The 26,909-nt window shown below is 61.0% G+C and carries 25 protein-coding genes; 8 read left to right on the top strand and 17 right to left on the bottom strand.

The features are described 5' to 3' along the window. Positions 1–170 precede the first annotated feature (170 nt). The 11 genes from ABW043_RS07245 to ABW043_RS07195 form a co-directional block, all read right to left on the bottom strand. Entirely contained in the window at positions 171–1,766 is a 1,596-nt protein-coding gene (locus ABW043_RS07245) for an ABC transporter substrate-binding protein (protein WP_353920548.1), read from the bottom strand. A gap of 27 nt (positions 1,767–1,793) precedes the next feature. Then, a complete protein-coding gene (locus ABW043_RS07240) occupies positions 1,794–3,200 on the bottom strand; it encodes a SidA/IucD/PvdA family monooxygenase (protein ID WP_353920547.1) in 1,407 nt (468 codons plus the stop codon). Then, positions 3,197–4,525: an LLM class flavin-dependent oxidoreductase gene (locus ABW043_RS07235; protein WP_353920546.1), complete on the bottom strand. Its 1,329-nt coding sequence runs from the start codon at positions 4,523–4,525 to the stop codon at positions 3,197–3,199. Before ABW043_RS07235 ends, ABW043_RS07240 begins: the two co-directional genes overlap by 4 nt. A gap of 28 nt (positions 4,526–4,553) precedes the next feature. After that, the gene (locus tag ABW043_RS07230) at positions 4,554–4,919 is read right to left on the bottom strand and encodes a rhodanese-like domain-containing protein (RefSeq protein ID WP_353920545.1); all 366 of its coding nucleotides are present in this window, start codon (positions 4,917–4,919) and stop codon (positions 4,554–4,556) included. Positions 4,920–5,050: 131 nt separating this feature from the next. Then, complete coding sequence (locus ABW043_RS07225) at positions 5,051–5,497, bottom strand: RrF2 family transcriptional regulator (protein WP_353920544.1); 447 nt, start codon at positions 5,495–5,497, stop codon at positions 5,051–5,053. A 442-nt stretch (positions 5,498–5,939) separates the two neighbouring features. Continuing rightward, positions 5,940–6,920 (bottom strand): SDR family oxidoreductase, encoded by a 981-nt coding sequence (locus ABW043_RS07220; protein ID WP_353920543.1) that lies wholly within the window; start codon positions 6,918–6,920, stop codon positions 5,940–5,942. A 35-nt stretch (positions 6,921–6,955) separates the two neighbouring features. After that, on the bottom strand, positions 6,956–7,822 hold the full coding sequence (locus ABW043_RS07215; protein WP_353920542.1) for a sugar phosphate isomerase/epimerase family protein: 867 nt from the start codon (positions 7,820–7,822) through the stop codon (positions 6,956–6,958). Further along, positions 7,819–8,805 (bottom strand): zinc-dependent alcohol dehydrogenase, encoded by a 987-nt coding sequence (locus tag ABW043_RS07210; RefSeq protein ID WP_353920541.1) that lies wholly within the window; start codon positions 8,803–8,805, stop codon positions 7,819–7,821. The genes ABW043_RS07215 and ABW043_RS07210 overlap by 4 nt, the downstream gene beginning before the upstream one ends. An 81-nt stretch (positions 8,806–8,886) precedes the next feature. Then, positions 8,887–9,909 (bottom strand): LacI family DNA-binding transcriptional regulator, encoded by a 1,023-nt coding sequence (locus ABW043_RS07205; RefSeq protein ID WP_353920540.1) that lies wholly within the window; start codon positions 9,907–9,909, stop codon positions 8,887–8,889. A gap of 119 nt (positions 9,910–10,028) precedes the next feature. Further along, positions 10,029–10,472, bottom strand: coding sequence for a VOC family protein (locus ABW043_RS07200; RefSeq protein ID WP_353920539.1), 444 nt, complete (start codon positions 10,470–10,472; stop codon positions 10,029–10,031). 152 nt (positions 10,473–10,624) lie between these two features. Then, a complete protein-coding gene (locus tag ABW043_RS07195; RefSeq protein WP_353920538.1) occupies positions 10,625–11,440 on the bottom strand; it encodes an aldo/keto reductase in 816 nt (271 codons plus the stop codon). 190 nt (positions 11,441–11,630) lie between these two features. Here ABW043_RS07195 and ABW043_RS07190 point away from each other — a divergent pair, with 190 nt between their 5' ends. The 8 genes from ABW043_RS07190 to ABW043_RS07155 all read left to right on the top strand — a co-directional run bounded on the left by ABW043_RS07190 (position 11,631) and on the right by ABW043_RS07155 (position 18,620). Further along, entirely contained in the window at positions 11,631–12,524 is an 894-nt protein-coding gene (locus ABW043_RS07190; RefSeq protein ID WP_353920537.1) for a carbohydrate ABC transporter permease, read from the top strand. Beyond that, positions 12,521–13,453, top strand: a complete 933-nt coding sequence (locus ABW043_RS07185; protein WP_353920536.1) for a carbohydrate ABC transporter permease — start codon at positions 12,521–12,523, stop codon at positions 13,451–13,453. The genes ABW043_RS07190 and ABW043_RS07185 overlap by 4 nt, the downstream gene beginning before the upstream one ends. A gap of 5 nt (positions 13,454–13,458) precedes the next feature. Beyond that, on the top strand, positions 13,459–14,553 hold the full coding sequence (locus tag ABW043_RS07180; protein ID WP_353920535.1) for an ABC transporter ATP-binding protein: 1,095 nt from the start codon (positions 13,459–13,461) through the stop codon (positions 14,551–14,553). Positions 14,554–14,579: 26 nt separating this feature from the next. After that, positions 14,580–15,827: an ABC transporter substrate-binding protein gene (locus ABW043_RS07175; protein WP_353920534.1), complete on the top strand. Its 1,248-nt coding sequence runs from the start codon at positions 14,580–14,582 to the stop codon at positions 15,825–15,827. A 71-nt stretch (positions 15,828–15,898) separates the two neighbouring features. Further along, positions 15,899–16,387, top strand: a complete 489-nt coding sequence (locus ABW043_RS07170; RefSeq protein ID WP_353920533.1) for a VOC family protein — start codon at positions 15,899–15,901, stop codon at positions 16,385–16,387. 59 nt (positions 16,388–16,446) lie between these two features. Continuing rightward, complete coding sequence (locus tag ABW043_RS07165) at positions 16,447–17,205, top strand: sugar phosphate isomerase/epimerase family protein (RefSeq protein ID WP_353920532.1); 759 nt, start codon at positions 16,447–16,449, stop codon at positions 17,203–17,205. A 2-nt stretch (positions 17,206–17,207) separates the two neighbouring features. Beyond that, the gene (locus tag ABW043_RS07160) at positions 17,208–17,681 is read left to right on the top strand and encodes a heme-degrading domain-containing protein (RefSeq protein ID WP_353920531.1); all 474 of its coding nucleotides are present in this window, start codon (positions 17,208–17,210) and stop codon (positions 17,679–17,681) included. A 45-nt stretch (positions 17,682–17,726) separates the two neighbouring features. Next, positions 17,727–18,620, top strand: coding sequence for a TolB family protein (locus ABW043_RS07155; protein WP_353920530.1), 894 nt, complete (start codon positions 17,727–17,729; stop codon positions 18,618–18,620). Positions 18,621–18,678: 58 nt separating this feature from the next. Here the strand turns inward: ABW043_RS07155 and ABW043_RS07150 are convergent, their stop codons facing one another. The 6 genes from ABW043_RS07150 to ABW043_RS07125 all read right to left on the bottom strand — a co-directional run bounded on the left by ABW043_RS07150 (position 18,679) and on the right by ABW043_RS07125 (position 26,888). After that, complete coding sequence (locus ABW043_RS07150; protein ID WP_353920529.1) at positions 18,679–20,937, bottom strand: glycoside hydrolase family 95 protein; 2,259 nt, start codon at positions 20,935–20,937, stop codon at positions 18,679–18,681. Continuing rightward, a complete protein-coding gene (locus ABW043_RS07145) occupies positions 20,937–21,992 on the bottom strand; it encodes an ABC transporter ATP-binding protein (RefSeq protein WP_353920528.1) in 1,056 nt (351 codons plus the stop codon). Before ABW043_RS07145 ends, ABW043_RS07150 begins: the two co-directional genes overlap by 1 nt. Positions 21,993–22,017: 25 nt before the next feature. Further along, positions 22,018–23,049 (bottom strand): LacI family DNA-binding transcriptional regulator, encoded by a 1,032-nt coding sequence (locus tag ABW043_RS07140; protein WP_353920527.1) that lies wholly within the window; start codon positions 23,047–23,049, stop codon positions 22,018–22,020. Between the two features lie 109 nt (positions 23,050–23,158). Further along, positions 23,159–25,186 (bottom strand): beta-galactosidase trimerization domain-containing protein, encoded by a 2,028-nt coding sequence (locus ABW043_RS07135; RefSeq protein ID WP_353920526.1) that lies wholly within the window; start codon positions 25,184–25,186, stop codon positions 23,159–23,161. Then, positions 25,183–26,004 carry a carbohydrate ABC transporter permease gene (locus ABW043_RS07130; protein WP_353920525.1) on the bottom strand — a complete coding sequence of 274 codons (822 nt, stop codon included), beginning with the start codon at positions 26,002–26,004 and terminating at the stop codon, positions 25,183–25,185. Before ABW043_RS07130 ends, ABW043_RS07135 begins: the two co-directional genes overlap by 4 nt. Further along, positions 26,001–26,888, bottom strand: coding sequence for a carbohydrate ABC transporter permease (locus tag ABW043_RS07125; RefSeq protein WP_353920549.1), 888 nt, complete (start codon positions 26,886–26,888; stop codon positions 26,001–26,003). The genes ABW043_RS07130 and ABW043_RS07125 overlap by 4 nt, the downstream gene beginning before the upstream one ends. Between the last annotated feature and the right edge of the window lie 21 nt (positions 26,889–26,909).

The following is a 26,909-nucleotide window of genomic DNA, read 5'->3' as shown; positions in this document are numbered from 1 at the left end:
AGCACAATGGAGCAAGCACTGGCCTTCCCGCTCCCAACTTGGGCAGACATAGCAAAGCTGCGGCTTGTATTGCTGCAGATGTCATAGCCGCGTGCACAACGTGCATGGTGAGACCTCTCCGTACCGAAACGACCCGCCACATCAGATGGGAGGGGCGGGTCGAATGGGCGTCAGGAGAGATAGGCGTCAGCAAAATTGCCGAGATTGCCCGTAGCGTCGTTGATCGGTTCCTTGACCTTGGAATTGTAGACCAGCAGCGCCTTTACCTCGGCCAGGTTCAGGGCCGGCAGGTCGCGGTATAGAATCTGCTGCAAGCGCACATACAGGTCACGTCGCTTGCTCTCGTTCGGCTCGATGGCAGCCTGTTCGAAAATCTCGTCCACTTCCTCGTTCACATAGTGAGTCTGGTTGGACCAGGGCAGGCCTTCCTTGATGTTCTTGGACCAATAGGCTCGCTGGATGCCATCGGTCGGATCGTAGCCGTTGACCAGCGTCTGCACGTCGAGATCGAAAGCGCGTTCGGTGTAGATCTTCTGCACATAGGTTGCGAAGTCGGAGCTGTTGATGTCGAGCGCGATACCCACCTTTGCGAGGGCGGAGCGGAAGTATTCGGCCGCCGGCAGCAAGCGAGAATTGATCGTGTTGTGCAGGATGCGGAGACGGAAGCGCGTGCCATCGGCCTGGCGGGCGAAACCGGCTTCGTCAAGCAGCGCTTCGGCCTTGGCCAAGTCGAAGGCGTAGGGCGCAAGTGAACCATCGTGAAAATGCTTCATGCCTGGAACGATAGCGGTCGGCGCGGGGACCGCGTAGCCCAGCCAGACAATGTTAATATAGTCCTCGAGGTCGATGGCATGCGCAATGGCCTGTCGCACGCGTAGGTCCTTGAGATACTCATTTTCGAGGTTGAAGAAGACCTGGTTGAGATTGCCCGAAAGCTCCGCACCACGGGTCTCGATGGTGAATTCGGGATTGGCCTCGAAGCGCGGGATGTCGAAGAAAGAGATCGGCGTCTGACCACCAAGGTCGATCTCACCCGATTCCAGCGCCGCCGTGCGTGCCGCAACATCAGGGATGAACTGAACGACGATGGCGTCGAGGTGAGGCTTGGGCTGATCCCAGTAGTTCGGATTGCGTTCGAGGATATAGTGGCTGCCGCGCACCCATTCCTTGAAGACGTAGGGGCCGGTGCCGATCGGCGCAACATTGTGCGGATTGAAAGTGGGATCGCTACCTTCATAGAGATGGCGCGCGATGATCGGCGTGCCCTGTGAGCTGAGGGCGCCGAGGAGATAGGGCGCCGGCTGCGAGAGGTTGAGGACCACGGTGAAATCATCCGGCGTGTCGATCGAGGTCACATTGGCAAAGGTGATGCGACGGCGCGGGTGAATTTCCTTAAGCGTCAGGATGGAATAGGCGACGTCGGCCGAGGTGAATGGCTGGCCGTCGTGCCATTTTACGTCCTCGCGCAGCTTGAACGTGTAGGTCAGGCCATCGTCGGCAATCTCCCACGAGGTGGCAAGATAGGGCTTTGGGGTCAGGGCATAATCGACATGGATCAGACCTTCATGGACGCGCGCGCCGACGCCTGACGTCGCGCTGTTTTGCTGCAGGTCGGTTAGGCTGACCGGTTCGGTCTGCACCGCGATGCGGAGTGTGCCGCCGCGCTGGGCCTCTTCGGCGCGCAGCACCGATGGAGCAAAGACGCTGGCCGCGAAAACGGTGAGCCCGAGGCCCTTGGTAAAATCTCTGCGGGAAATCTTGGACATTTCGATGAACTCTGTTGGATGACGAGGTCAGGCGACGCGCGACGACTTGGTGTCGATCGGCACGGTCTCTTGACGATTGGTGAAAGGGGCGAGTTGGGCGCTCACATCGGCGGTGAAGAAATCGCGGGCCACGGCATCGACCAATCGGGCGACGCAATCGCGCGTGCTCGAAATATCGCCGACGTGGTAGCCGTGGTTGAGGATCGCCGCATAGTTGAAGACATGAACCTGGCGGACCCAACTCTGCTTGCCGGGGTGGCGCTCGGTGAATTCGAAGCCTGGACCGACAAAGGGATAGGCCGCCTTGGCGGCGTCTTCCTCGCCTGCGGGCGGCGTGTACCGATCGCCCCAGGAGGCGATGTGGGGCGCGAGTTTTGCCAGTTCGGGGCGGGCGTGGATATCGACGTCATATCCCGTGGCGGTGATAACGTGGTCGAACTCATGGGAGGCGGCACCGCTGCGGATGACGACCTTGTCGCCTACGGCCGAGATCGCGTCCCAGCTGCTGGCAAGATGGGCTTCAAAACTTGGAAAAGCTTCAGCTCTGGCAATGCTTTCTTCGGGGACGACACCGCGGGCACGGCCCTTGGAGATGAGACGCCAGCGCACATCTTCCGGCAGGTCGATGAAATGCTTGGTGACATAGAGTTCGGTGATGAGCGTCAGCTTAGAATCGACGCGTTGCACCGCAAGTTCGGGATGGCGGCAGAAGAGGTCGACCGACGCCGCACCGCGCTCGAGAGCCGTTGCGGCGGTGTCGAAGGCTGATGATGCTGCGCCGAGAACGCCGATGCGCTTACCTTTGAGCGTGGCGAAATCGATGTTGTCATGTGTGTGTGACCAGAGGTGTCGCGGCAATTCGGCAAGAGCTTTGGGGATGATGACCTTGCCGAGGCCGCCCATGCCTGTGGCCAGGACTAGTTTTCGCGCCGTGGTGGTGAAGCGTTTGCCTGCATGTTCGAGGGTCAGCAACACGCCGGCGCGGTCGGGTTCGACATCAACGAGACGGGTGTCGTACGCCACCGGCACATCGACAACCTCCTTGAACCAATCGAAATAGTCCGACCAGTCGGCGGTCTTGATCTTACCGATGGTTTCGAAACTGCCCGGCCCATTCAGCCCTTCGTAGAACGTCTCGAAGCTGAGCTCGGGAATGCCCTGCTCCAGGCCGGTTATGGTCTTGGGCGTGCGTAGCGTCCGCATGCGGGCGGTGCTGTTCCAGTTGCTGACGCCGGAGGGCGATTCGTCGTAGACGGCGAAGTGGCCTATGCCGGCGCGACGGAGCGCGAAGGCAATGGAAATGCCGCTCTGGCCGCCGCCGATGATGACCACGTCATGTTCCGCGGCGCTACGGGGCACCCAATCGGCGACAGGGCGAGAGACCTGAGCGACGGCGCGCCGGGCGCGGTCGGTAAGCTGTTGGCGCGGGCTCATTCGGCAGCCTTCCGCGCCGCAACGTGGCGATTGGGCGGGCGCTTTAGGCCGAGGTTTTCGCGCAGCGTCTTGCCTTCGTACTCTTTGCGATAGATGCCTCGCCGCTGCAGTTCGGGCACAACGTGCTGGACGAAATCCGAGAGCCCATCGAGAAGATAGGGCGACATCAGCACGATGCCGTCGCAGGCGCCCGCCTCAAGCCACTGCTCGAAATTATCGGCGATGGTCTTGGCTGTGCCGGCGATGGAGCGGTGCTTATTGGCGGCAGCCAGCCGGAGGGCAGTCTGACGAATGGTCAGGTCGTTGGCGAGGGCAAAGCTGGTGATGGCCTTCTGGTGGCCGAGCGAGAAGGCCGCAGGCGGTAGGTCGCGGGGGAATGGCTCGTCCGGATCATACTTTTCAAGGCCAATCGATAGATTGGCAACCGCCACTTCGACGGGGAACAGATTGCTGATCTCGTCTAGTTTGGCATTGGCGATTTCGTCGGTTTCGCCCCAGACGACGCCGCAGCCAGTGAGCACCTTTACGTCATCGGGGGATCTGCCGAACGACACCGCCCGCGTCTTGATGTCAGCGTAGAATTCTTGCGCGTATTCCAGTGAAAGATTGTTGCAGAAAATAATGTCTGCTGTACGAGCCCCGAGGTTCTTGCCGGCTTCGGAAGCGCCGGCTTGGGCGATGACGGGATAGCCCTGCGGGGGCCTCGCGACCTTCAAGGGGCCGGTGGTCTCGTAATATTTGCCCTTGTGATTGAGACGATGCACCTTCGCCGTGTCGACGAAGATGCCGCTTTCCTGATCGTGCACGAAAGCGTCGTCCTCAAAGCTGTCCCAGAGGCCGGTGACGACTTCATGGAACTCGTTGGCGCGATCGTAGCGCGTCTCGCGCTCATCCGGCGGCAGACCTAAATGACGCGAGCCGGGACCATAGGTGGTGACGAGGTTCCACCCGGCCCGGCCATGCGTGATGTGATCGAGCGAAGCAACCTGGCGCGCCAGCGCCGAAGGTTCGTTGTCGCTCGAGCTGGCGGTATAGATCAGCCCGACATGATCGGTGTGAGCGCCAATGGCGGTCATGAGCGTCGCAGGCTCGAACAGGGAAACGCTCGAAAGACGCTGGACCACGCTATCGGGCCCACCGGGAAAGGTCGCGCCATCTGCGAGGAACAGAGCATCTATTAGCCCCTCCTCTGCCACTTTTCCGTAGCGGATGTAGTAGTCGATATCGAAGCCGCAGCCCGGATCGATTGAGGGATGCCGCCAGGATTGCGACGTGGCGCCCGCCCAAAGAAAGGCTGCGATATGGAGCTGCTTCTTTTCTGCCATGCTGGTCACCGGTCCGTCAGCACTGCGATCAGGACACGGCCGGCGGGGTCGCACGCGGGAGTACGTCGATGCCGCCATCGCGCAGGGCCGAGAAGCCACCATCGACATCGAAGATATTCCTGAAGCCGGCCTCGACCAGTGCATCCACGACCGGCCCCGAGCCCTTGACGCTGCCGCAGAAGATGACGACAGGCTGGTCGTCATTGGCCGGACGCAAGCGCCGGGAAAGAACAGGCAGCACATCAGCCTTGGCGACGACGATGGCTTCCTTGAGCTCGCCATCACGGCCACGGCCAAGTTCCGAGCGGACGTCGATCAGCAAAGCGCCGTTGCGAATGGCCTGGACGGCGCGTTCGGCGGAAAGGCGGGTGTCGGTAGCAGCGGTGTCGGTCATGTTAAATCCTCTTATTCCTATCAATTTAATAGGATTAAGAGATTTGCTCAATTTATTGAGCGTAACGTTTGTCGCTCAACTCTCGCCGATAGAAGAAAATAAACCTCCAAAACCCGCCTCGACGAGAAAGCCTACGGACAGGGCTCGTCAATCAAGGCCAGCAATCCTGCCTGGGCGGAAAGCTCGGCAAGGTTTCTCGTGTCCAGCACGTCGCAAATCGCTTGGCGCACATCAACCATCAGCCAGCGCACTTCGCAGCTTTCCTCGTCACAGTCCTCACACCGCTGATAATTGCTCTTGCTGGCGCAAGGGATCGGGGCCAGCGGACCATCCAAAGCGCGAATGACGGAACCGATCCTTATTTCGGAAGCAGGCTTAGCCAGCCTATAGCCGCCCGCCTTGCCCTTGCGACTCGACAGGAAGCCGGCATTGCGCAGGTCGGTCATAATGGCCTCGAGGAATTTTCGCGGGATGCCGCGTGACGAAGCAATCTCGCTGACCAAAGCCAACTCTTCCGGCTCCCGCCTTGCCAAGAACACCAGCGCCTTGAGGCCGTATTTTCCCTTATTGGTCAGCATGGGGCGATCCAGTTCAATATCATACTGAGATAGGAGTTCTAGACTTTCGGGAAAGGGAAATGTCTTTTGTGTCTAGCAGCATCCTGGCTTTGACTCGGGACGCCACGAATGATCACGCCATCCGCCAGGAGCATCGAATGAGCCGCAACGATCACCTCATTACCGCAGAGGAACTTGCCTCCAGGCTGGGCGCCCCGGATCTCAGGATACTATCGCTTTGGACTAGCCGGGATGTTGCGCCAATTGCCGTCCTAAAACACAACCCACCGGCGCTCGTAGATGCTTTCGGATTAACCTGCTTTCGGCAGTTTACGGTTGGCATGCGGACGGACCGCTTTGGGTGGCTGGGCCAATGAAACGTTGGTTTCGATATTCAGCCTGAATAGCGGTCCGTCCCTTACTCCACTTTTGTTGTGGCCTCCGACTCGGTCACGGTGGCCGACTAGCCTAAGCCCATCTGTGCCGCACAGATGCGATCGACAAGGGCGTCGAAATCTCCCTTGGGTGGACGGTTCGTCGCGAGGCGCTGCTTCAGGTGTGTGATCGGCTCGGCTAGGATTTCGTCGAGGCTTTCGGCGCAGGAAAAGTCGCCGACGACGCTTTTGATCTTGGAATTGTCGAAGATTGCCGTCCAGGCCTTGTCGCCGAGGAGCGGGCCGATCCATTCGGGATTGTAGCGGATCAGCGTGTCGGTCGGCACGTGCACAATCTTGGCTTCGACGCCGAGCAGGCGGGCGATGGCCTTCTGGATGTCGTCCCAGATATGGGCGCGGTCATTGGTGATGTGGAAAATGTCGTTGAGCGCGGCCGCGTTGCCGAAAAGTCGGACGAAAGGCACGGCGAAATCGACCGAGCGGGTCAGCGTCCAAGGCGTGTTGCCGTCGCCGGCGACGATGGTGGGTTCGCCCTCGAGCATTCGGCGAGCCATGATGTCGCTGTCGCCCATCATGATGGGAAGGCCAGTGCGCACCGTGTGGCTCGGCCGTACGATAGTCCAGTTCAGGCCCTTCGAGTTGGCCAGTAATTGCTCGCAGGCGATCTTGGCCTGGCTATAGGGCCAGTAGGGATTGATGGCCGGCGTTTTCTCGGTGATCACATAATGGCGCGCCGGCTTCTCGTAGACGGAGGCCGAGGAGATGAAGATATATTGGCCGCAATGGCCGGCAAAAACCTCGATGTCCCGCGCCACCTGATCAGGCGTGAAGGCGATGAACTGGCAGACGACGTCAAAATTGCTCTTGGCGAGCTCGGCATATTCTGGCCCGGCGAGATCACCTGTGATCGAGGTCACGCCGTTGGGCAAGGCGTCGCCTCGCTTGCCGCGATTGTAGACGCTGACCTGATGCCCCTGGGCCACCGCTTCGGCGACGCATGGATAGGAAATCTGGCCGGTGCCGCCGATGAAGAGAACAGTTTTAGCCATGGGAAAACCTCAAAATCTGAAGGGAGTTTGCCGCCTCAGGCGGCAGCGCCGGCAATGGCCTTGATGTAGGCCAGACCGCGTTTGTATTCGGGCACGCCAAAATGCTCGAGCATCAGCGGAACGTCGCGGCCGAGTTTGCGGATTTCGGCGATATAGGCGCCATAGTCGAGATTGCCTTCGCCCGGCGGCACTTCGTCGAGGTGGAACGAGATCGTGCCGGGACCGCCCTGCAGCACGATATCCTTGGCGTGGCACGACACCACCCATGGCCCGAGGAGTTCGAAAGCCTCGCGGATCATGCGCCCGGTGTTGAAATAGAGCCGCGGGCTGATCACCATATTGGCGGCATCGATATGCGCGCCAAATTGCGGGCGGTCGATCGCCCTCAGCAGCTTGAGATAGTTTTCGGCCGTGTCGGTCACGAGCCAGGGCACCATTTCGAGCGAGAATTTTGTGCGCTTGGGCTTTACGGCATCGATGACGTAGCGGGCGGTATCCACTGCGCGCTGAAATCCGGCTTCGCTCTGATTGTCGGGATGCGGACCGTAGTCGTAATTGTCGCTGAGTTGCCAGGGATCGCCGGCATGGCCGACGGTGCCATGGAAGGCGACGCATGCGCGGGCGCCCAATTCGTCGGCCAGCGCCAGTTGATGGACGGCGTAATCAAGGTTGGCCTTTCGCTGGTCTTGATCGTGAGCGATCAGGTTTTTCCAGGCGCCAGCCTCGGCAATGATCACATCGGCATCGGCCATGGCTTTGGTGATGGCGGCGATCTCGTCGCCGTTATCGAGGCTGATGTTGGGCATGTAGGCCGCGTTGTAGCCGAAGGCGACGTGTGCGCGGGCGTAGGCTTCGGGATCGCCAGTATAGTCGATGCCATAGCCGCCAAGTCTCATCGTCATGCCCCTGCTCCCCGGCCGTTGGGATAGAGCAGGACCTTGCCGCAGTATCCCGTTTCCTGAAGCGCGAATGCGTCACCGACATCGGCCAGGGCGAAACGATGCGTCACGAGCTTGTCGAGCAAAGGACGCGCGTCGCGCACGCGCTGCATCATACGATCCCCGGCTTGGTCGTGGTTCCAGTGCCAGCAGCCAAAGATATCGATGCCTTTTCCGGTGATCCGGTTGACCGGCAGTGCCCCACTCCACGTGACGAAGGCAAGGCGGCCGCGTGCTCGCACCAGTTCGAGCACAACCGGGGGCGCCGCTTCATTATTGCTGGTCTCGATGGCCGCGTCGGCGCCGTGGCCACCGGTCAGGGCGCGGATTTGTTCGATCAGGTCTGGTGCCCGTGGATCGAGAACATGTTCGGCGCCAAGCGCCCGGGCGAGATCGGCCCGGAACGGGTGCAGTTCGAGCGCAATGACGCGCGCGCCGATGGTCCGTGCATTGACGATGGCGCCGAGGCCGACGGCGCCGCAGCCAGAAACCACCAGCGTATCGGCGGGAGATAGCCGCATGCGCTCCATCGCCGTAAAGCTCGGACCCAGCGCGCAGAGGGCCATGGCTGCGTGATCGGTCTCGATGTCGTCGGGCACGGGATAGAGCAGGTAGTCGGGCTTCAGGAGATGTTGGGCATAGCCACCAAGGCCGCAGCTCGACCCGGTTTCGGCGAGGAGATCGCGTTGATCGGTGCAGTGGATATGTTCGCCCGAGAGACAGGCCGGGCATTTGCCGCATCCCCAGTGCGGCATGGCGATAACGCGATCGCCGACCTTGAGGCGCGTGGACGAGGCGGCATCGACAACGACACCGACGGCTTCGTGGCCGAGTTCATGGCCGGGTTTTCCGGCGCGCCAGGACTGCCACTCGGTGCACATTGGCGCCACGAGGATCTCGACCTTGACGACATCGCCCGCCGCTTGCGGATCTGGCCGCTCGGACACCCGGGCTTCGCGCACACCAGTTATTTCTACGCTTAGAATTTTCGTTTCCTCCTCAGAAAACCAAAGCTGCCCGGTTGAGGGCTAGTCTCCCCTGCCCGCCGTGCTGTCGCGAACGATCAGTTCGGGATCGATCATGGTGACCCGCGGCTCGGGCAAGCCATCGGGCGCGGCGATCAGTTGCAGCAGGCGCTCCACCGCCAGCTCCGTCACCATGTCGACTTCGTATTTGACCGAGGAGATGGGCGTCGCCGCATGCTCGGCAAATTCGATGTTATCAAAACCAATGATGGCGACATCCTTGGGCACGCGCAGATTATTCTTCTGCGTCCAGCGCAGCGCGCCGATGGCGAGGGAATCGTTGGCCGCAAAGACCGCCGTGGGACGGACGGGCATGCTCATCAGACGATCCATGGCCCAGTAGCCCCGGATCACTGAATTGCCCAGCGGATCGGCCAACAATTCAGTGTCGACCGGCAGGCCGGCCTCTTTGTGGGCCTGGTTGTAGCCGTCGCGCTTTTCGAGGTTACCCTTGGCATTGGACGTGTCGATGATGGCAATGCGGCTGTGGCCAATATCGATAAGGTGGCGCACCGCTCGATAGGCACCGCGGCGCTCGTCGATACAGACGGCATCGATGCCTGCATCGGGATCGCCCACCAAGAGCACCACGGGATAATTGGCCTGACGCAACCGCCGAATATGATCGAGTTCACGGTGGCTGCGCGGATAGATCAGCATGCCATCCACCTGCCGGGAGCGGAACATTTCGATGACGCGCTTTTCCTCGTCGAGGTCGTTGTTGGACGTCGCAAAGAGCGTGGAATAGCCGCGCTCGGACAAGAGCATCTCGACCGCCTGGGCCACCTGCGTCAAAGCGGGGTTGGTGATATCGGTCAGTACGAGGCCGATGGTCTTGGTTTCGCGACTGACCAATGACTTGGCGACGTGATTGGGCAGATAATTGAGCTCTGCGGCCGCTTCACGAATGAGAATCGAGGTCTCTTCGGGAATGCGCGGACTTTGGCGCAGCGCCAGCGAGACCGTATTGACCGAGAAGCCGGTCCGATCCGCAATATCCTTCAGGCGAACGGTGGATTTGCCCATGATCTCAACCTACCGACATGCTGCGTGAGCGGCGGACGCTGCCCGGTACGCGGATATACAGGGCCGACGAGAGACGATCAAAATCATGGGCAACAATAAACACCAGAAGCGGCTCTAAACTAGACGCCTTCTGCATGCAGGCGTCGGATAGCCTGATACTGCAGGCAGTCCGGATGCATTTCCATCAATTCGATACGATTGCCATCGGGATCTTCGAGCCAAGCCTGTCGATTGCCGTCTAGACCGGCCTTCGGTTCGGACAGGAGCGTGATGCCGGCGGCCTTGATGCGATCGCAGGTGGCGTCGAGGTCGTCTATGGTCCAGCACATATGGGTCATGCCATTGGTGTGCCAGCTCGCCGGCGCACGGTCGTTTTCGGCGCCAGGGAAGACCTCGAGATATTGCTCGTCGGTAATGCGCAGATAAACCAGCCACGTTTCGCCATTGTCGCGCTTGAGGCGCAGCATTTCAGGAAAACCGAGCTTGTTGACGTAGTAATCGAGCGATTTTTCGAGATCGATCACGTTGATGGCGATGTGCCCGAGACTGGTTATGCCCTTCATGTTTCCTCCCGCCGACGCTGCGGCAATGGCTATTTCCTTCCGCAAGCAACAGGCGAGCGGAGCACCCTGATGTGATCGCAGGGCGATTTCGTAGGAACGTTAATACGATTAGCTAAATCCGACAACGCGACACTGTCAACACCCAAACAGGATCAGTCCCAGTCGGGACCCCAGTCCGGGTCGATCACTCGCTGTCCACGATCGACACTCTCGATGGTCCGGATTTCATCCTCGGTCAGCGTCAGTTTCGTCGCTTCGAAATTGCTGCGAATGCGCTCCGCTTTGCCTGAGGTAGGAATGGCGATGTAGCCTTTGGTAAACTCGAAGGCCAGGCCGACCTGTTCCGGCGTTGCCTGGTGACGCGCGGCTATCTCCGCAATTTCCGGCACGTCACCCAGAATGCCGCGGGCTATCGGCAGGTAGCACGTCACAGAGATTTTCTTTTCATTACAATAGTTTGCGAGTTTCTTGTTTTGAAGAAGGGGATTGAGTTCGAACTGATTGTTGGAGATCGACAGCCCCCCCAGGATGGCTTGCGCTTCTTCCAACATGGCGATGGTGAAGTTCGAAACACCGACAAGTCGCGTCAATCCAAGCGCATGCGCCTCGGCCAATTGCTCGATATAGACCGGCAACGGAATAGCGTTGTTGGGCGAAGGCCAATGGATCAGGGTGAGATCCAGCTGGTCGAGCTGTAGCGTATCGAGACTGCTGCGGAGTGAGGGCACCAGGGCGCTGGCGCCAAGATTGCTCGTCTTGATCTTGGTGGTCACGAAGACCTCCCCGCGCGGCAGGCCAGAGCGCCGAACGGCCTGACCGACCTCTTTCTCGGTACCGTAGTCCTGGGCCGTGTCCAAATGTCGATAACCGACATCCAGTGCAACGAGCATCGCCTCGACACCCGCCTCACCGGTGCGGCCATAAGTACCGAACCCCATTTGGGGTATATTATATTGATTTTTCAGCATTTTCATCTCCTCCACCTCGCCATTCCCAGCCCTCGGCAAGTCAGAACTGGATCACAACTCGCGTCACCAACGCGAAAAGACTATTGACGGATCGTTTCATCCGATCCTAGTTTAACGATAATACTGCTTGCAAGAGTTGATGTGCCGATAGAGCGGACCAATCCGCCGCGGCGCTCATGGGAGGACGAGCATGACCTTTCGGTGGAGCCGATGGTCACCCCAACTGGCCTTGGTGCCGGCCGGACTGGTGACTCTGGTTGCCTTCGTTGGCGCCATTTTATGGACCGTATATCTGTCATTGACCCGTAGCCGGCGCCTGCCGGAATACGAGATCGACTGGTCCGAATGGGGACGGCAGTACCAGCGCCTATTCAATGATGATGCCTGGCTGATCTCGCTGCAGAATCTCATCGTACTCGGGCTTGGCAGCGCGCTGGCCATCGTCTTCGGCTTCATCCTCGCCGCCATGATCGACCGGGAAAAGCGCGGCGAAAGCATCTTTCGTACGGTTTTTCTTTATCCCCTCGCCATTTCGCTGATCGTCACGGGCGCGGCTTGGCGCTGGATGTTCAATCCCGAACTGGGCGTCGAACATTTCATCCATTCCATCGGCCTCACATGGGTCAATGCGAGCTGGCTCGCCCGGCCTGAGACTGCCATGTATGGCGTCATTCTTGCCTCGGTCTGGCAGAGCGCCGGCTTCTATATGGCGCTGATGCTGGCGGGCCTCAAATCCATCAATTCCGAAATCTGGAGCGCCGCTCGGCTCGATGGTGTGGGCCTCTTCAAGCTCTATACCGAGATCATCATTCCGATGATGAAGTTCACCTTCGTCACCTGCGCCATCCTGCTCTCGCTCGGCGTCATCAAGGCCTATGACGTCATCGTCGCCATGACCAATGGCGGGCCCGGCCAATCGACCTATGTGCCGGCATATTTCACCATCCAGGCGCTATCGGCCAAGGGCAATCTCGGCTTTGCCTCGGCCGCCGCCGTGCTGATGCTGCTGATCACCGCGGTCATTTTCTTGCCGCTGGTTCTCCTCACCGCCTGGCAACAGCGCCGCTCGGGAGCACGGGCATGACCGATCTTACCTTGGCCCAAAAATCGCTCGGCGCCGAAGTCGCGGTCCGCAGCGCGCCCTATTTTCCGCGCAAGAAGAAGGCCATCACCGGCCGCTCGATCGCCGTGATCGCCTTTCTCGCCATCTGCGCGCTGTTCTTCTGCGTGCCGCTTTATGTGGTGATTGTCACGTCGTTCAAGACCATGGACCAGATCCGCGAAGGCGCCATGTTCGCGCTGCCCAATGTCTGGACGCTTGAGGCCTGGGACCACGCCTGGAACACCGCCTGTTCGGGCACGCGCTGCGAGGGCCTGAAAGTCGGTTTCTGGAATTCGGTCTCCATCCTCATTCCCTCGCTGGTCCTATCGATCGGGCTTTCCATCATCACCGGCTACGCGCTGGCGCTGTGGAACGTCAAATGGGCCGGGCCTTTCCTTTTCGTCCTCTTCATCTGCGCCTTCGTGCCGTTCCAGATCATCATGTTCCCGCTCATCTCGATGACGGCGACGCTGAAAGTCTATGGCAGCATCTGGGGCGTTGCGATCATCCACGCGATCCTGGCGATGCCGGTGCTGACGCTGATTTTCCGCAACTACTACAAGGACATTCCGCAGGAGATCATGAGCGCCGCGGTGATGGATAGCGGCTCGTTCTGGAAGATCTTCTTCGAAATCATCCTGCCCATGTCAGGCAATATCCTGATCGTCGTGCTGATCCTTCAGATCACCTCGATCTGGAACGACTACCTGATCGGGGTGACCTTCGGCGGCATGGGGGCCCAGCCGATGACGGTGAACCTGGCCAACCTCATCACCATCTCGACCGGCACGGTTCGCTACAACGACAACATGGCGGCCGCCCTCCTCACCGCCATTCCCCCGCTCGTCATCTATTTCTTCGTCGGCAAGCTCTTCGTCCAGGGCATCACCGCCGGCGCCATCAAAGGTTGACCTGAATGCCCCGCGTAAGCTTCGAGCACATCACCAAGACCTATGGCCTGCTCAAGGTTCTCGACGATCTCAACCTCTCGATCGACGATGGCGACTTTCTTGTGCTGCTCGGCCCCTCGGGCTGCGGCAAGACCACGCTGCTCAATCTGCTGGCCGGCCTTCTCGACGTCACCGATGGTCGCATCATGATCGGCGAGCGCGACGTGACCGATCTCGATCCCAAGGATCGCGGCCTTGCCATGGTGTTCCAGAGCTATGCGCTCTACCCGACCAAGACCGTGCACGGGAACCTCAAGTTCGGCCTCTCTGCCAGCAAGCTGCCGCGGGACGAAATCGAGAAGCGTATCGCCTGGGCGGCCAAACTCCTGCAGATCGAGCCGCTGCTCAATCGCAAGCCGGGCCAGCTTTCCGGCGGCCAGCGCCAGCGCGTGGCCATTGGGCGGGCGCTGGTCAAGAATGTCAGCGTGTTTCTCTTCGATGAGCCGCTCAGCAATCTCGACGCCAAGCTGCGCACCGAGATGCGGCTCGAGGTCAAGAAGCTGCACGACCAGCTCAAATCCACCGTCGTCTACGTCACCCATGACCAGATCGAGGCCATGACCATGGCCACCAAGATCGCGGTGATGAATGCCGGCGTCATCCAGCAGTTCGGCACGCCAGACGAAATCTATGAACGCCCCGCCAACCTGTTTGTGGCCGGCTTCATCGGCTCGCCCGCCATGAACCTGCGCAAGGCAAGGCTCAGCATTGCAGCCGGCAAGATCGAGGCGGTGTTTGGGTCCGGCGTGCGGCTCGACGTCTCCGACTATCCTTTCGCCAGCGCGCCAACGGACGGCACCGAAGTGATTGCCGGCCTGCGGCCAGAGCATTTTACGCTCGCCGCCAATGGTCCGGTCGCCGCCACATTCGACGTGCCGGTCCAATACGCAGAGCGCACGGGCCCCGATGCGTCAGCATATTTCCGCTTTGAAGATGAATTGCTTGCCCTGCGCGTCGAGCCCGATGCGGCCGCGCGACTGATGCCTGGCCAGTCCATGGCTGTCAGCTACCTCAAGGGCAAAGCCAACCTGTTCGACGCCCGAACCGGGCAGCGAATGTAGAAAAACACGACAAGGGAGAGAGAACGATGTCTATCAAGAGACTTACCGGTGTTATCGCCGGACTCATGCTCAGCACCGCTTCGTTCGGTGCCATGGCGACTGACCTGGTCATCTACCACAGTTGGTCCGCCCCGCCCGAAATCGCCGCCCTCAACGTCATCAAGTCTGGTCTCGAAGCCAAGGGTCATACCTGGACCGATATCGCCATTCCCCATGACACCGGCTCCAACGTCAACCTGATGAGCCTGATCACCGGCGGCCAGCCGCCCAACGTCTTCATGGAATCCAATCCCGGCGTCTATCGCGACATCGGCGGCATGGGCCTCGGCTTCCCGCTGACCCAATGGTTCAACGACAACGCCATTGTTGAAAAGCTGCCGGCGGCAGTCGCGGCTTCGATCTCGGTCGATGGCGAGATCGTCAAGGTGCCGCAGGCGCTCCATATCGACGGCATGCTTTATTACAACATGGAAGTCGCCAAGGCGGCCGGCGTCGATCCCGCCGCCTGGGACTCGCTCGACGCCATGTTCGCCGATTTCCAGAAAATCCGTGATGCCGGCTATGCCCCGCTCGCCGTTGGCAGCCAGCCCTTCCAGGTCGGCTACCTGACCCACGCGCTGGTGGCGGCCGTTGCCGGACCGGACGTCTACAAAAAGATCTATGGCGAAGAGGTCGACCCGACCGCGCTCGACGATCCGAACTTTGCCAAGGCGCTCGAAACGCTGCGGCTCTTCGCCAATGAAGCCGGCCCCGAAGCACAGAACCGCCCCTGGAACGAGACCACCAACGAGGTCATCACCGGCAAAGCGCTGATGCAGATCCATGGCGACTGGATGAAGGGCGAATGGCTCGGCGCCAAGAAGGTCGCAGGCACCGATTTTGGCTGTATCGAGATTCCCGGGGCGCAGGCCGTCGTCGTGACGGTCGATGCCTGGGGTCTCCTCGGTGGACAGGCAGAAGACGTGCAGACGGCCGAACTCGACTTCGCCTCGGTGGTGCTCGACCCGGCTGAACAGGCCAAGTTTGCCGCCGCAAAGGGCTCGACCCCGGTGCGCCTTGATGCGCCGGCTGAAAGCCTCGACGCCTGCTCGACCGAAGTGCTGCGTATTCTCGAAGATCCGGCTCAGCAGGTGCAAAACCCGCACAACACGGCCGATGCCGACTGGCAGGATTCGATCTGGAACGTCGTCTTCAACTTCTGGAGCGATCCCAACATGACCGTCGAAGACGCCATCGCCGAGATGCATGAGAACTACGACACCATCCTCGGCTGACACGGAGTCCCTCCCTGGGCCGGCGACCTTCGGGCCGCCGGCCTCCCCCAAACGCGAATGGACCAGCTGAAATGGACAAACGCCTGCTTGATGAAGACGAAGTGATGCAGATCTGCTTTGTCACCGACGATGTCGATAAATCCGCGCAATGGTTCGCCGACCTCACCGGCAAGCCCATGCCTTCACTCGGCAAGGCCGCGGAGCCGGAAGAGGCTAAGGCGATCTACAACGGCATGCCGGCCGCCGTGGGCTGCAAGATCCGCATGTTCAAGTTCGGCAATATCGATGTCGAGTTCCTCGAGCCCGGGCCGGAGAAGAGCGCATGGCGCGATCTGCTCGAAGAAAAGGGTCCCGGCTGCCACCACATCGCCTTCCGCACCCGCAACTTGACCAACCGCCACGCCTATCTCGAAAGCAAAGGCCACAAGCTGCTCCAGCGTGGCGAATTCGACGGCTCGCACGGTCGCTACGCCTATTACGACACGGTCAAGGACCTGGGCGTGATGGTGGAATTACTCGAGTTCGACAAGGACAAGGAACCCCAGCCGAACGCAGGCTGAACGCGCCATTTCCGACTTCGGCCGAGCGGCCGGAGCCCCCTTCTCCGTGTCGAGGTCCCATGGCCTATCCGATCGCTTATCAGCTGTACTCGTCCCGCAATTTTCCGCCGCTCCTTGATCAATTCCCCAAGCTCAAGGCCATGGGTTATGACGCGATCGAACCGTGGCTGCCGGCCTACGAAGAGGATCCCCAGGCATTTCGTCGGGCGCTCAATGACGCGGGCCTCAAATGCTTCGGTTTTCACATGCCGCTCGCCGGCCTCGTGAGCGAACCCCAGCGGTTCATCGAGATCGCCCAGACGCTCGGGGCGAGGTATCTGATCCCACCCTATGTCACCGCCGAGGAGCGTCAGCCCACGACCGACTACTGGCGCGGTCTGGGGGAGAAACTGGCTAAGGGGGCCGAGGCCGCGCGACGGCATGGTTTGGCGGTCGCCTGGCACAATCATGACTTCGAGTTCGTCCCCCTGCCCGACGGCACGCGTCCCATCGACCACATCTTCGAGGCCGGTGGCGATGCGGTGAAATTGGAGATCGATTGCGGCTGGATTGTTCGCGCTGGCGCCGATCCAGCCACCGAATTGCAGCGCTTTGCCGATCGTATTGTCGCCATCCAGACCAAGGACACCGCTCCGCTCGGCACCAAAGAGGACGATGGCTGGACGGCCACGGGCGATGGCATCATCAATTGGGCGGCTCTGGTTCCGCTGTTCCGAGCGACCAAGGCCGATCACATCGTCACCGAGCATGACAATCCGACCAACTGGCAGAGCTTTGCCCGTCGATCCATCGATCACCTCAAGGCATTGGGGCTTTGACAATGGCCCACACAACCGAAAGCCTTGCCGAGGAACAGCGGGCGCTCGCCCTGCGCGCATTCGACTATGAGACCGCGTGGCGGTTGGGCGCCCGAATGCAGGCCGAGGCCGCAGCGCGACAGCTTCCGGTCGCCATTGAAATCTCGCATGGCGAAACCCTGGTGTTCTTCGCGCTGCTTCCCGGCGCAACGCCTGACAATGTCGATTGGACCCGCCGCAAACGAGCCGTCGCCCTGCGCTTCCATCAAAGTTCGCTCTACATGCGGTTGTTTTGTGAACGACATAGTTGGGATTTCGCCCAGCGCTTCCGTCTCTCGCCGGACGGCTTTGCCGCCAGCGGCGGCGGCGTCCCGATCACGGTGGAAGGCACCGGCGTCGTTGGCGCCGCTGCCGTCAGCGGGTTGCCTGATGTCGAAGACCATGCCTTGGTCACCGACGCCTTGCGCTATATCAGAGGCGAACAGCTAGCATCCTGACGGATCAGAGAGTCGCCGCCACTTCCATCAAGACCGGAACTTCAAATGAGCTTTTCCTTTCCACGCCGCGGCCGCGCCCTGTCCCCTGGCCAGGTGTCCCAGCTCGAAGTCATCGACCTCGACGGCAACCGCCGCGTCGTCTTCACCGCCGACGAAGTCATCGAGGCGCCGAACTGGTCGCCGGATGGACTGTGGCTCGTCTTCAACGCCGGTGGCCATTTGTTCAAGATCAGTCCGGAGGGCGGCACTCCCGAGCATATCACCACGCCCGGGCTGGATGACCTCAACAACGACCACGTGCTCTCGCCCGATGGCACGACGATCTATGTCAGCTCAGACGACGGCCACTTATACGCTGTGCCGTTCGCAGGCGGCTCGATCCGCAAGATCTCGAACGACCATGCGACGCCGCACCACTACTACCTGCACGGCATTTCGCCCGACGGTCAAACCTTGGCCTATGTCGCCGTGGAACAGCCTGAAGGCGAGCGCATGATCAATGTTTTCACCATTCCTGCCTCAGGCGGCCCCGACACGCGGCTTACCCACGTCTCAGTGCCCAACGACGGCCCGGAATACTCCCCGGACGGCCAGTGGGTCTACTTCAACTCCGAACGAGCAGCCACCAAACCTGGGCATGCGCAAATTTTCCGCATGCGGACCGACGGCACGGGCATCGAGCAACTCACCTTTGACGACCGCGTCAACTGGTTCCCGCACGTATCGCCAGACGGTCGCCTTATTGCCTATCTCAGCTATCCCGAAGGCACACTGGGTCACCCACCGGACAAAGAAGTCCTGTTGCGCCTGATGTCACCCACGGGCGCTGACCAGCGCGACCTCGCCGCATTCTTCGGCGGTCAGGGCACGATCAACGTCAACTCCTGGGCACCGGACAGCCAAAAACTGGCTTTCGTATCGTACCCCCTGCCGAGATAGTTTTCGCACTGACCCATCTGCTTGCTGATCGCTTAGATTTCCAAAAGCTCTTGCCCATTTAGGGCCTCGTGAGAAAATCGTGAGCGACATCGGACCCCGGCGTTAGGTCCAGGGAAATTGTCTGATGGTTGGCGTGTATTTGGACCCGCCGATTGTTGTCGCTGCTGGCACGCATCCACGTTACGCGGCCGGCTTCCCAGCCGAAATCGAGTTCAATTCCGCCGCGAGCGCGGATGCCGCGGATTGCGCCTTGTGTCCAGCTTTGCGGCAGGGCGGGAAGTAGCCAGATTTCATCTTCGCTCGATTGTACCAGCATTTCCAGAATGCCGGCGGCGCCGCCGAAGTTGCCGTCGATCTGGAAGGGTGGGTGCGCGTCGAAGAGGTTGTTATAGCTGCGGGCGGGGCTGAGAAGGAGATTGAGCACCGTCTTGGCGTGCTCGCCCTCGCGCAGGCGCGCCCAGAGATTAATGCGCCAGCCGATGCCCCAACCGGTGGCTTCGTCGCCGCGGATTTCGAGGGAGCGACGAACGGCGGCCGCGAGGTCCGGCGTCGTTTCGACTGAAATCTGGTCGCTGGGATAGAGCCCGTAGAGGTGCGAGACGTGGCGATGGTGGATTTCGGGGACGTCCATGTCCCAGTCCTCCATCCATTCCTGCAATTGCCCGGCTTTGCCGATCCTGTGCTCGGGAAGGCGCGCCCGCGCATCGAGTGCTTCAGCCGCGAGAGCTGCATCTTCGCCCAACTGCTCCGCCGCCTGGGCGAATGCGGCAAGCAAGTCACGAAGAATCTGGTTGTCCATGGTGGGGCCAGCGCAGAGCGCGGCGCCGTGGGGATGGCGGTTTTCTGGCGAGATGGAGGGATTGGTGACGAGGTAATTGGAGCCCGACATGGGGACCAGAGTGTCGAGGGCAAAGAGGGTTGCGCCTTTGAGCGGGCCGTAGAGCCTGCGGACGAGCTCGGTGGGTCGGCCCGCGAAACGGGCGTGATCCCAAAGCTGGGCCATCAGCCAGGCGCCGCCAGTCGGCCAGACGCCCCAATAGGCGCCGTCGACCGGGCCAGTGGCGCGCCAGATATCAGTATTGTGGTGCATCACCCAGCCGCGGGCGCCGTAGTGGGCTCGCGCCATTTCGGCGCCGGTGAGGGCCAGTTCCTCGGCCATTTGCAGCACCGGCTCCAGCATGTCGGGGAGGTTCGCCGGGTCGGGCAGCCAGTAGTTCATCTGCAGGTTGATATTGGCGGTATATTTGCTGCCCCAAGGCGGCCGGGTGTCCTTGTTCCAGATGCCCTGCAACGTGGACGGCTGTGTGCCGGGCCGGCTCGAAGAGATCATCAGGTAGCGCGCATATTGCACATAGAGTGCGGCAAGGCCGGGGTCATCGCCATTGGCAAAATTGGCGATACGCTGGTCGGTTGGCAGATCGCTGCGCCCCTCGCCAAGGTCGATATCGAGGCGATCGAATTGGGCGCGATGCGCGGCGATGTGGCGGGAGAGCAGCGTGGCGAAATCGAGGGTCTCATGGCGTTTACGCCCAGCCGCGAGGCGGGCTTCCGGGTCGCCGGATACGTCGTCGAACCGGACAAAACTGGTGGCGATGTCGACGAGGATGAGGGCCTTGGTTGCGTCACGCACGACGAGGCGACGCCCGCGTCGCTCGACACTGCCGCCTTCGAGCTGCAGATGCGTATCGATGCCGAAAGTTAGCTGGCCCTCGATGCCATGCTTGCCGAAATTCTGGCCGCGATAGCTGAGGCTTTCCGTCTCACCGCCGACGAGATCGCCCGGTTGCGGGCTGTCGAGCCAGAGTTCAAAATCGAGTTTTCCCGGCAGCGAGCTCTCGAGCTGCACCGCGAGCACATCGTCGGCGGCGGAGGAAAACGCGGTGCGGGTAAAGACTGGTGCTTCCGGGTCGAGACCCGAGCCAAGCAGGGTATAGTGCGTCGTCGCGACAGCTGTTGCGAGATCGAGCTTTCGTTCGTAGCTGCCGGGCACGGCTTCGTGGCGGAAATCGACGAAGAGATTGCCCGCCGGCTGGTAGCTCATCTGCAGGTAGGGCTTTGCGAGGAGATGCGCCTGCGCGATGTCATGCGCCTCGCGATAGCGTTCGGCGAAGATCAGCTCGCGCACCTTGGCGAGATTGGGCAGCGCTTCGGGATTGGTCGGTTGATAGGGGCCGCCGGACCAAAGGGTCGACTCGTTGAGCTGGAATTCCTCGCGGCCGACGCCGCCATGCACCATGGCGCCGAGGCGGCCATTGCCCAAGGGGAGAGCGTCCGTCCACTCGGTGGCCGGTTGGCGATACCAGAGAATGTTTGTCATCAGATGTTCCGCAGCCGCGTGCCAGAAGTCGAGAAAAGCATTGCCCGTTCGGGCTTTATGCCGAAGGAAATTGTGTCGCCGGCCTTGAGCCCCAGACGCTCGCGGGCCTCGATGACGACGCTCTCGCCGGAAGAAATCGTGCCATAGACAAAGCGCGTACCGCCGAGGTTTTCGACGACATCGACGGTGACGGCTACGTCGGCAGCCCCCTGCCCCGCCTCGACGAAATGCTCGGGTCTAACGCCGACAAGCACCTTGTCTTCGCTCCCACTCGCCGGCAGTGCGCCGCCGGTTTCGAGTTTCACCTGGCCGCCGCCCAACGTGCCGCGCAGAAAATTCATGCGGGGAGAGCCGATGAAGCCGGCGACGAAGAGATTGTCGGGATTGTCGTAAAGCTCTTCGGGTGTGCCGGCTTGCTCGATCTTGCCGGCGCGCATGACGACGATCTTGTCGGCGAGGGTCATGGCCTCGGTCTGGTCGTGCGTCACATAGATCATGGTCGAGCCGAGCTGATTGTGCAGCTTGGCGATTTCGACACGCATCGAGACGCGTAGCTCGGCGTCGAGATTGCTGAGCGGTTCGTCGAAGAGGAAGACTTCGGGATCGCGAACGATGGCGCGGCCGATGGCGACGCGCTGGCGCTGGCCGCCGGAAAGCTGGCCCGGCTTGCGTTTCAGGAGAGGCTCGATCTGCAGCGTCTTCGCCGCCACGGCGACGCGGGCCGCTATCTCGTCCTTTGTCAGCCCCGCCATGCGCAGGGAAAAGCCGATATTCTGCTCCACCGTCATGTGCGGATAGAGGGCGTAGTTCTGGAACACCATGGCGACGCCGCGTTCGATGGGGTCGGCCTGGTTCATGGTTTTGCCGTCGATCTGCAGCGTGCCCTTGGTGATGGGCTCAAGACCGGCGATCATGCGCAGAAGCGTGGATTTGCCGCATCCGGAGGGGCCGACGAAAACGGTGAAGGAGCCATCCTCAATTTTGAGGTTGAGGCCTTCGATGACCTCCAGGCTCCCATAGGATTTGCTGACTTCATTCAGCACGACATCAACCATTCTCGCCTCCTCCAGGCGTGCCCTTTTACCGTCGCAGGCGACGGGTCGAGCCTCTCAAGGTTATTTCCGCATCGATGCGCATGGTTCTTTTGCCGAGCGAGCCATTGGGGCCCAATCGCTCGGTCAGGATCGAAACAATTGCCTCGGCCATTTTGTCGACCGGCTGGCCGACTGCCGTGATGCCGGGACGATGCACCGAGAACGCGGGCACATCGTCAAAGCTCACCAGCGAAATGTCTTCGGGGATCGACACATCGTGCTCGCGCAGCCAGCGCAGCGCCCCGATGCTCATATTGTAGTTGGCGCCAAACACGGCCGTCGGCGGATTGGGCAGCGCCATCAGCTCACCCATAGAGGTATAGCCGTGATTGTCGTTCCAGCGCCCGTCGACCACGAGTTCGGGATATTCGGGTACGCCATGGGCTTTTAGGGCATCGCGATAGCCTTCGAGGCGATCGCGGCCGACAGAGTCCCGCAAATTGCCATGGATGATGGCGACGCGCTCGTGGCCAAGGTCGAGCACGTGGTCGACAAGGCGCTTGCTGGCGCGACGGTTCTCGACAAAGACGCGATCGGCGGCAAGTTCGGGCAGGTCGTTGTCGTAGAGCACAACCAGCATGCCCTCGGCGATGTAGGGTTGTAGGCGCTGGCGCAGGTCTTCATTGCCATCCATCACCACTGCATCGACGCGATGGCCGGCGAAGAATTCCAGCCCCTCCATGAACGAGGTCGGCTCGGTATCGTGGCAATAGCAGAGCACCGCCCTGCCCGTCTGGCGCATGTGGCGGGTCAGCCTGTCGAGCAGCGCTGCGTGGAATTCGCCCACCGCCGGCACGAGAAGACCCACGATATGGGTCGTATTGGTTTTCATGGAGGCGGCAGCGCTGTTGCGCCGGTAGCCCAACTCCTCGATCACCTGGGCGATGCGCTCGCGATTGCCGCCGCGGATCGGCTGGCCGTTGATGTAGCGCGAGACGGTGCCGACGGCGACTCCGGCTGCCCGGGCGACATCGATAATGGTGGCCGGGCGGGCCCTGGTGATCACTTGGTCGGTCATTCTTTTGTTCCTTAGTGAACGCGCCCGCGCGGCATGGGCCGGGCGCCTTCTGCTTGCATAGTCCGCAACTGGCCGGCTTGTCACGAAAGCGGGCCGATATGCGGCAACCTCAGGCATTCTGTTCGAACACCACGGCGGCGTGGATGCGCAGCGACGGCAGGGTCACGCCATACTGGCCGCCGCCGAAATCGGTGACTTCGAGGGGCTCGCCGGAGACGGCCTCATAGGCCCGCTTCGGAGCCGACGGCAGACGCACTTTGGCGCTGACCGGGCCGATGGCCGGAATGTCCTCGATCATCTCCATCACGCGAAAACCGTCGCGGTTGGGAACGGCATTGCCGCGCACCTGCGGCGCCCCGTAGAGCATGTGCAGCACATGTCGCCCGCGGGCGTCTTGGTGGGTCAGCGAAGCGCGGCCGGAGCTTGGCAGATCGGTGGTCAACGCCGGATCGGGCAGCAGGCGGTCGAGCAGACCGCGGATGATGTAGCGATAGAGCGGCTGGCCCATGGCCCGATAGATCGAGAAGATCGGATAGGAGACATAGGCAACTCCGCCGTTGATGGTCACACCTGCGCCGAGTGGGGCGGCCGCAACATCGTCCGGCGCATGCGCGTGGGACGAAAAATGCTTGTAGCTGCGGTTGAAATAGGGCGGCACGACTTCGGCCAGCACCTCGGCACCTTCGGCGACGATGGCCTGTGCGCGGCCATAGACGACGAAGGGCGAAGCGGTCATCGCCTTATCGAGTTTTGAGTTGGCCCGCAGATAGGACGGATCAAAATCCACGGGTCCGAGATTGCGGATGCCTGCCGGCACGGCGAAGGAGCCATCGTCCTGCAAAGCCGAAATGCCGCTCAGCAGGAGCTTGCCGCCGCTGCGCACATAGGCGTTGAGGCGTTCGGTGAGGTCGTCCTCGACCGGCACTTCGTCGGGCAGGATGATGACGCGGTACAAGCTGAAATCGGCAGAAGGATCGATGACGTCGAACGGCCGCTGCAGCTCCTGCAGCATCTGTGCGGCGCCATCGTCGGCGTTGTTGTTGCGGTCGCCGGCGTGATGAAAATATTCGGCCGAGAGAATGGCCACTTCCGAGACCTGGCGGGCGTCTTCGAGATAGGGCTCGAGCTTTTCGATGCGAGCATAGGCAGGGCCGATCGAGGCATAGGTGTCCGGGTTGATCGCACCACTGGGGTGAAGCTGATCGCCGACCAGACATTTTGAGCCAAGCGCCACCATCTGCGCGGCTTCAAACTCGAGTGCGTCCGGATGCTTGAAGCCGCCGAATTCGCCCCATGAGGTATGAAATTTGCCGGTGTGGGCGACGAAATCGAGCCCGAGCGTTGCCGCATAGCGCGCGCTGGCGGGGAAGTGATTATAGCCCCAGCCGCCAGTGGGCAGGCTTTCGAGCTCTAGGTGGCTATAGGGCGCAAAGCGCTCCGGCCCCTGCTTATGGATATGGCCGCAATTGTAGAAGATGCGGAGGCCCGGAAATTCGGCATTGAGCGCCGCGCTCATTTCCGTGCGGAAACGCTCGTTGACCCATTCGTCCTTGGTGAGGCGATCGGCATGGATTTCGGGATCGAGCCCCATCTCGTCCATGGTCTGCAGGCATTCCTCGCAGACGCAGTCAGGCGCGAGCACGATGTCGAAGAAAATGCCCGGCGTCGCATAGGTGCTGGCGACTTCGCGGGCCATTTCCAGCAGCTCGTCGCGATAGGCTTTGTGATTGAGGCAGAGCGTGTGCCAGCCGGCCTTGAGCTGGCTCGGATCGAAGCGATTGTCCGTGGCCGAGCGCACGCGCCATTCCGGATGCAGACGCGCATTGCGCTCGTCCCACTGCACGGTGATGTAGATCGGGCATTCGATATCGGCGGCATTGAGCGCGTCCACCATCTCGCCCAGGAGGTCCGGCCGCGAGAGGTTCGGATGCGGCGCGCCGGCTTTGGTCGGGTAATAGGCCCAACCATGGTGGCACTTGGCAAAGACGGTGATGCTATCGACATGCGCCGCCTTCAGCGTCGCGACGAAATCTGCCGCGTCAAAATCCTTGCCGATGTCCGGAATATGCTCGGACGTATGAAAATCCAAATGGATCTGGCGATAACGCATGGGCTTGTTGGTACGGGTTTTGGTCACTCTTTGGCCCCTGTGCGGGTCTGCGACCCGGCGGCAAATTGACGTTGGAAGACGACGAAGACGATGAGCGGGACGATGGTGGTGACGATGGCCGCCACACTCCGAAGGTCCCAATTGCTCTCATAGGTGCCGGCCACCTTGGTCAGCAGCACCGGCAGCGGTTGCATGCTGCGGAGGTAAAGCATCGGCAGCAGTAGGGCATTCCAGGTCCAGAGGAACTGCAGCACGCCCACGGCAAAAATCGGGCTCGTCGCATTGGGCAGCACGACATGGCGCAGCGTCGAGATCGGACCGCAGCCATCGATCTTGGCGGCCTCGATGAGTTCCTTTGGAAAATCCTCGAGGAAGTTTTTGACGAGGAAGATCGACCAGGCAAAGCTGAGCCCGATGTAGGGGATCAGCACCGCCGCGATATTGTCGATCAGCTTTAAGTCCCGCCACAGCGTGAAGAGCGGAATGACCACCACCTGCTGCGGCAACACGAAGGCGTTGATGATCAGGATCAGCAACAGCCGCCGGAACGGGAATTTGAGGAAATGGAAGGCATAGGCCGCCACCGGAGCCAGCAACATGGTGCCGAGAGTCGCCAATGCCGCGAGCATCCCGGTGAACCAGAAGGCCTGCGCCAGCGGATATTCGTCCCACACCCTGATCCAGGCGCTGAACGTGATGCTGAATGTGTCAAGGCGCCACCAGCCGAGCGCCACTTCGCTGGGCGGACGCAGCGAGGTTACGACAATCCCCAGCACCGGAATGATCCAGATAGTCGCGATGACGCCGACGAGAATAACCGTCCACCAGTGAATGCGCCCGATCATTTGGCACCTGCCGTACGCTGGATGATGGCGGGGATGGAAATGACAAGCACGGCCACGAGCAACACCACGGTGGCGGCGGCGCCATAGCCCAGTTTGAACTGCGTCATGGACTCCCGATACATGAAGTAGCCCACGGTTTCGGTTGCCCGCACGGGCCCGCCGCCCGTCATCACATAGATGATATCAAAAGCCCTGAGCGCGCCGAGGAGATTGATGAAGATGGCGACGCGCACGCCGGGTAGCGACAACGGCATCATGATGTGTCGCATGATCGATGTCGGCTTGGCGCCATCCATATAGGCAGCTTCGAGTACGGTTTTCGGAATGGACTGTACCGCGGCAAAGCACAGCATCAGCGGCAGGCCGACCCCGCTCCAGGAGGCAACGAAGATCAGCGACCAGAGCGCGGTATTGGGATCGCCGAGCCATGAATGGGCATAGCCGGGAATGAAATTGCCGATGACCGCATTGAGAAGGCCCGCTTTGTCGGGCCTCAGTATATTGAGCCACATATAGCCCGAGACGGCTTCGGAAATGCCGAAGGTGACGAACATCATGCCGCGGAACGGGGTGGTATGGGCCGGTGCAAAGGCACAGAGCATGGCCAGAACCCAGCCGAGGCTGACCGAAATGAAAGTCGTGCCGAGCGTAAAGATCAGCGTCGTGAGAAGCGTGTTGCGGAAGGTCGCATCATTGAAGAGCGTGACGTAATTGCCGATGCCGACCCATTTGGCGGGGGCCAGGCCCTTGATGTCGAAAAACGACAGGCGAATGGTATCGATCAGCGGATAGACCACCGAGATTCCAAAGAGAATGATGACGGGGGTAATGAGCAGCCAGGCCGCCGGCGCTTCCTGGATGCGCCAGCCTCGGGTGGCGGGCAGCCGAAGCCGCCCACCGCCCTT

Origin of the sequence: Devosia sp., from assembly GCF_040509215.1 — a bacterium.
Classification (GTDB): Bacteria; Pseudomonadota; Alphaproteobacteria; order Rhizobiales; family Devosiaceae; genus Devosia.
The sequence above is the reverse complement of the archived record's forward strand: the minus strand, read 5'-3'. Positions and strand labels throughout refer to the sequence as shown.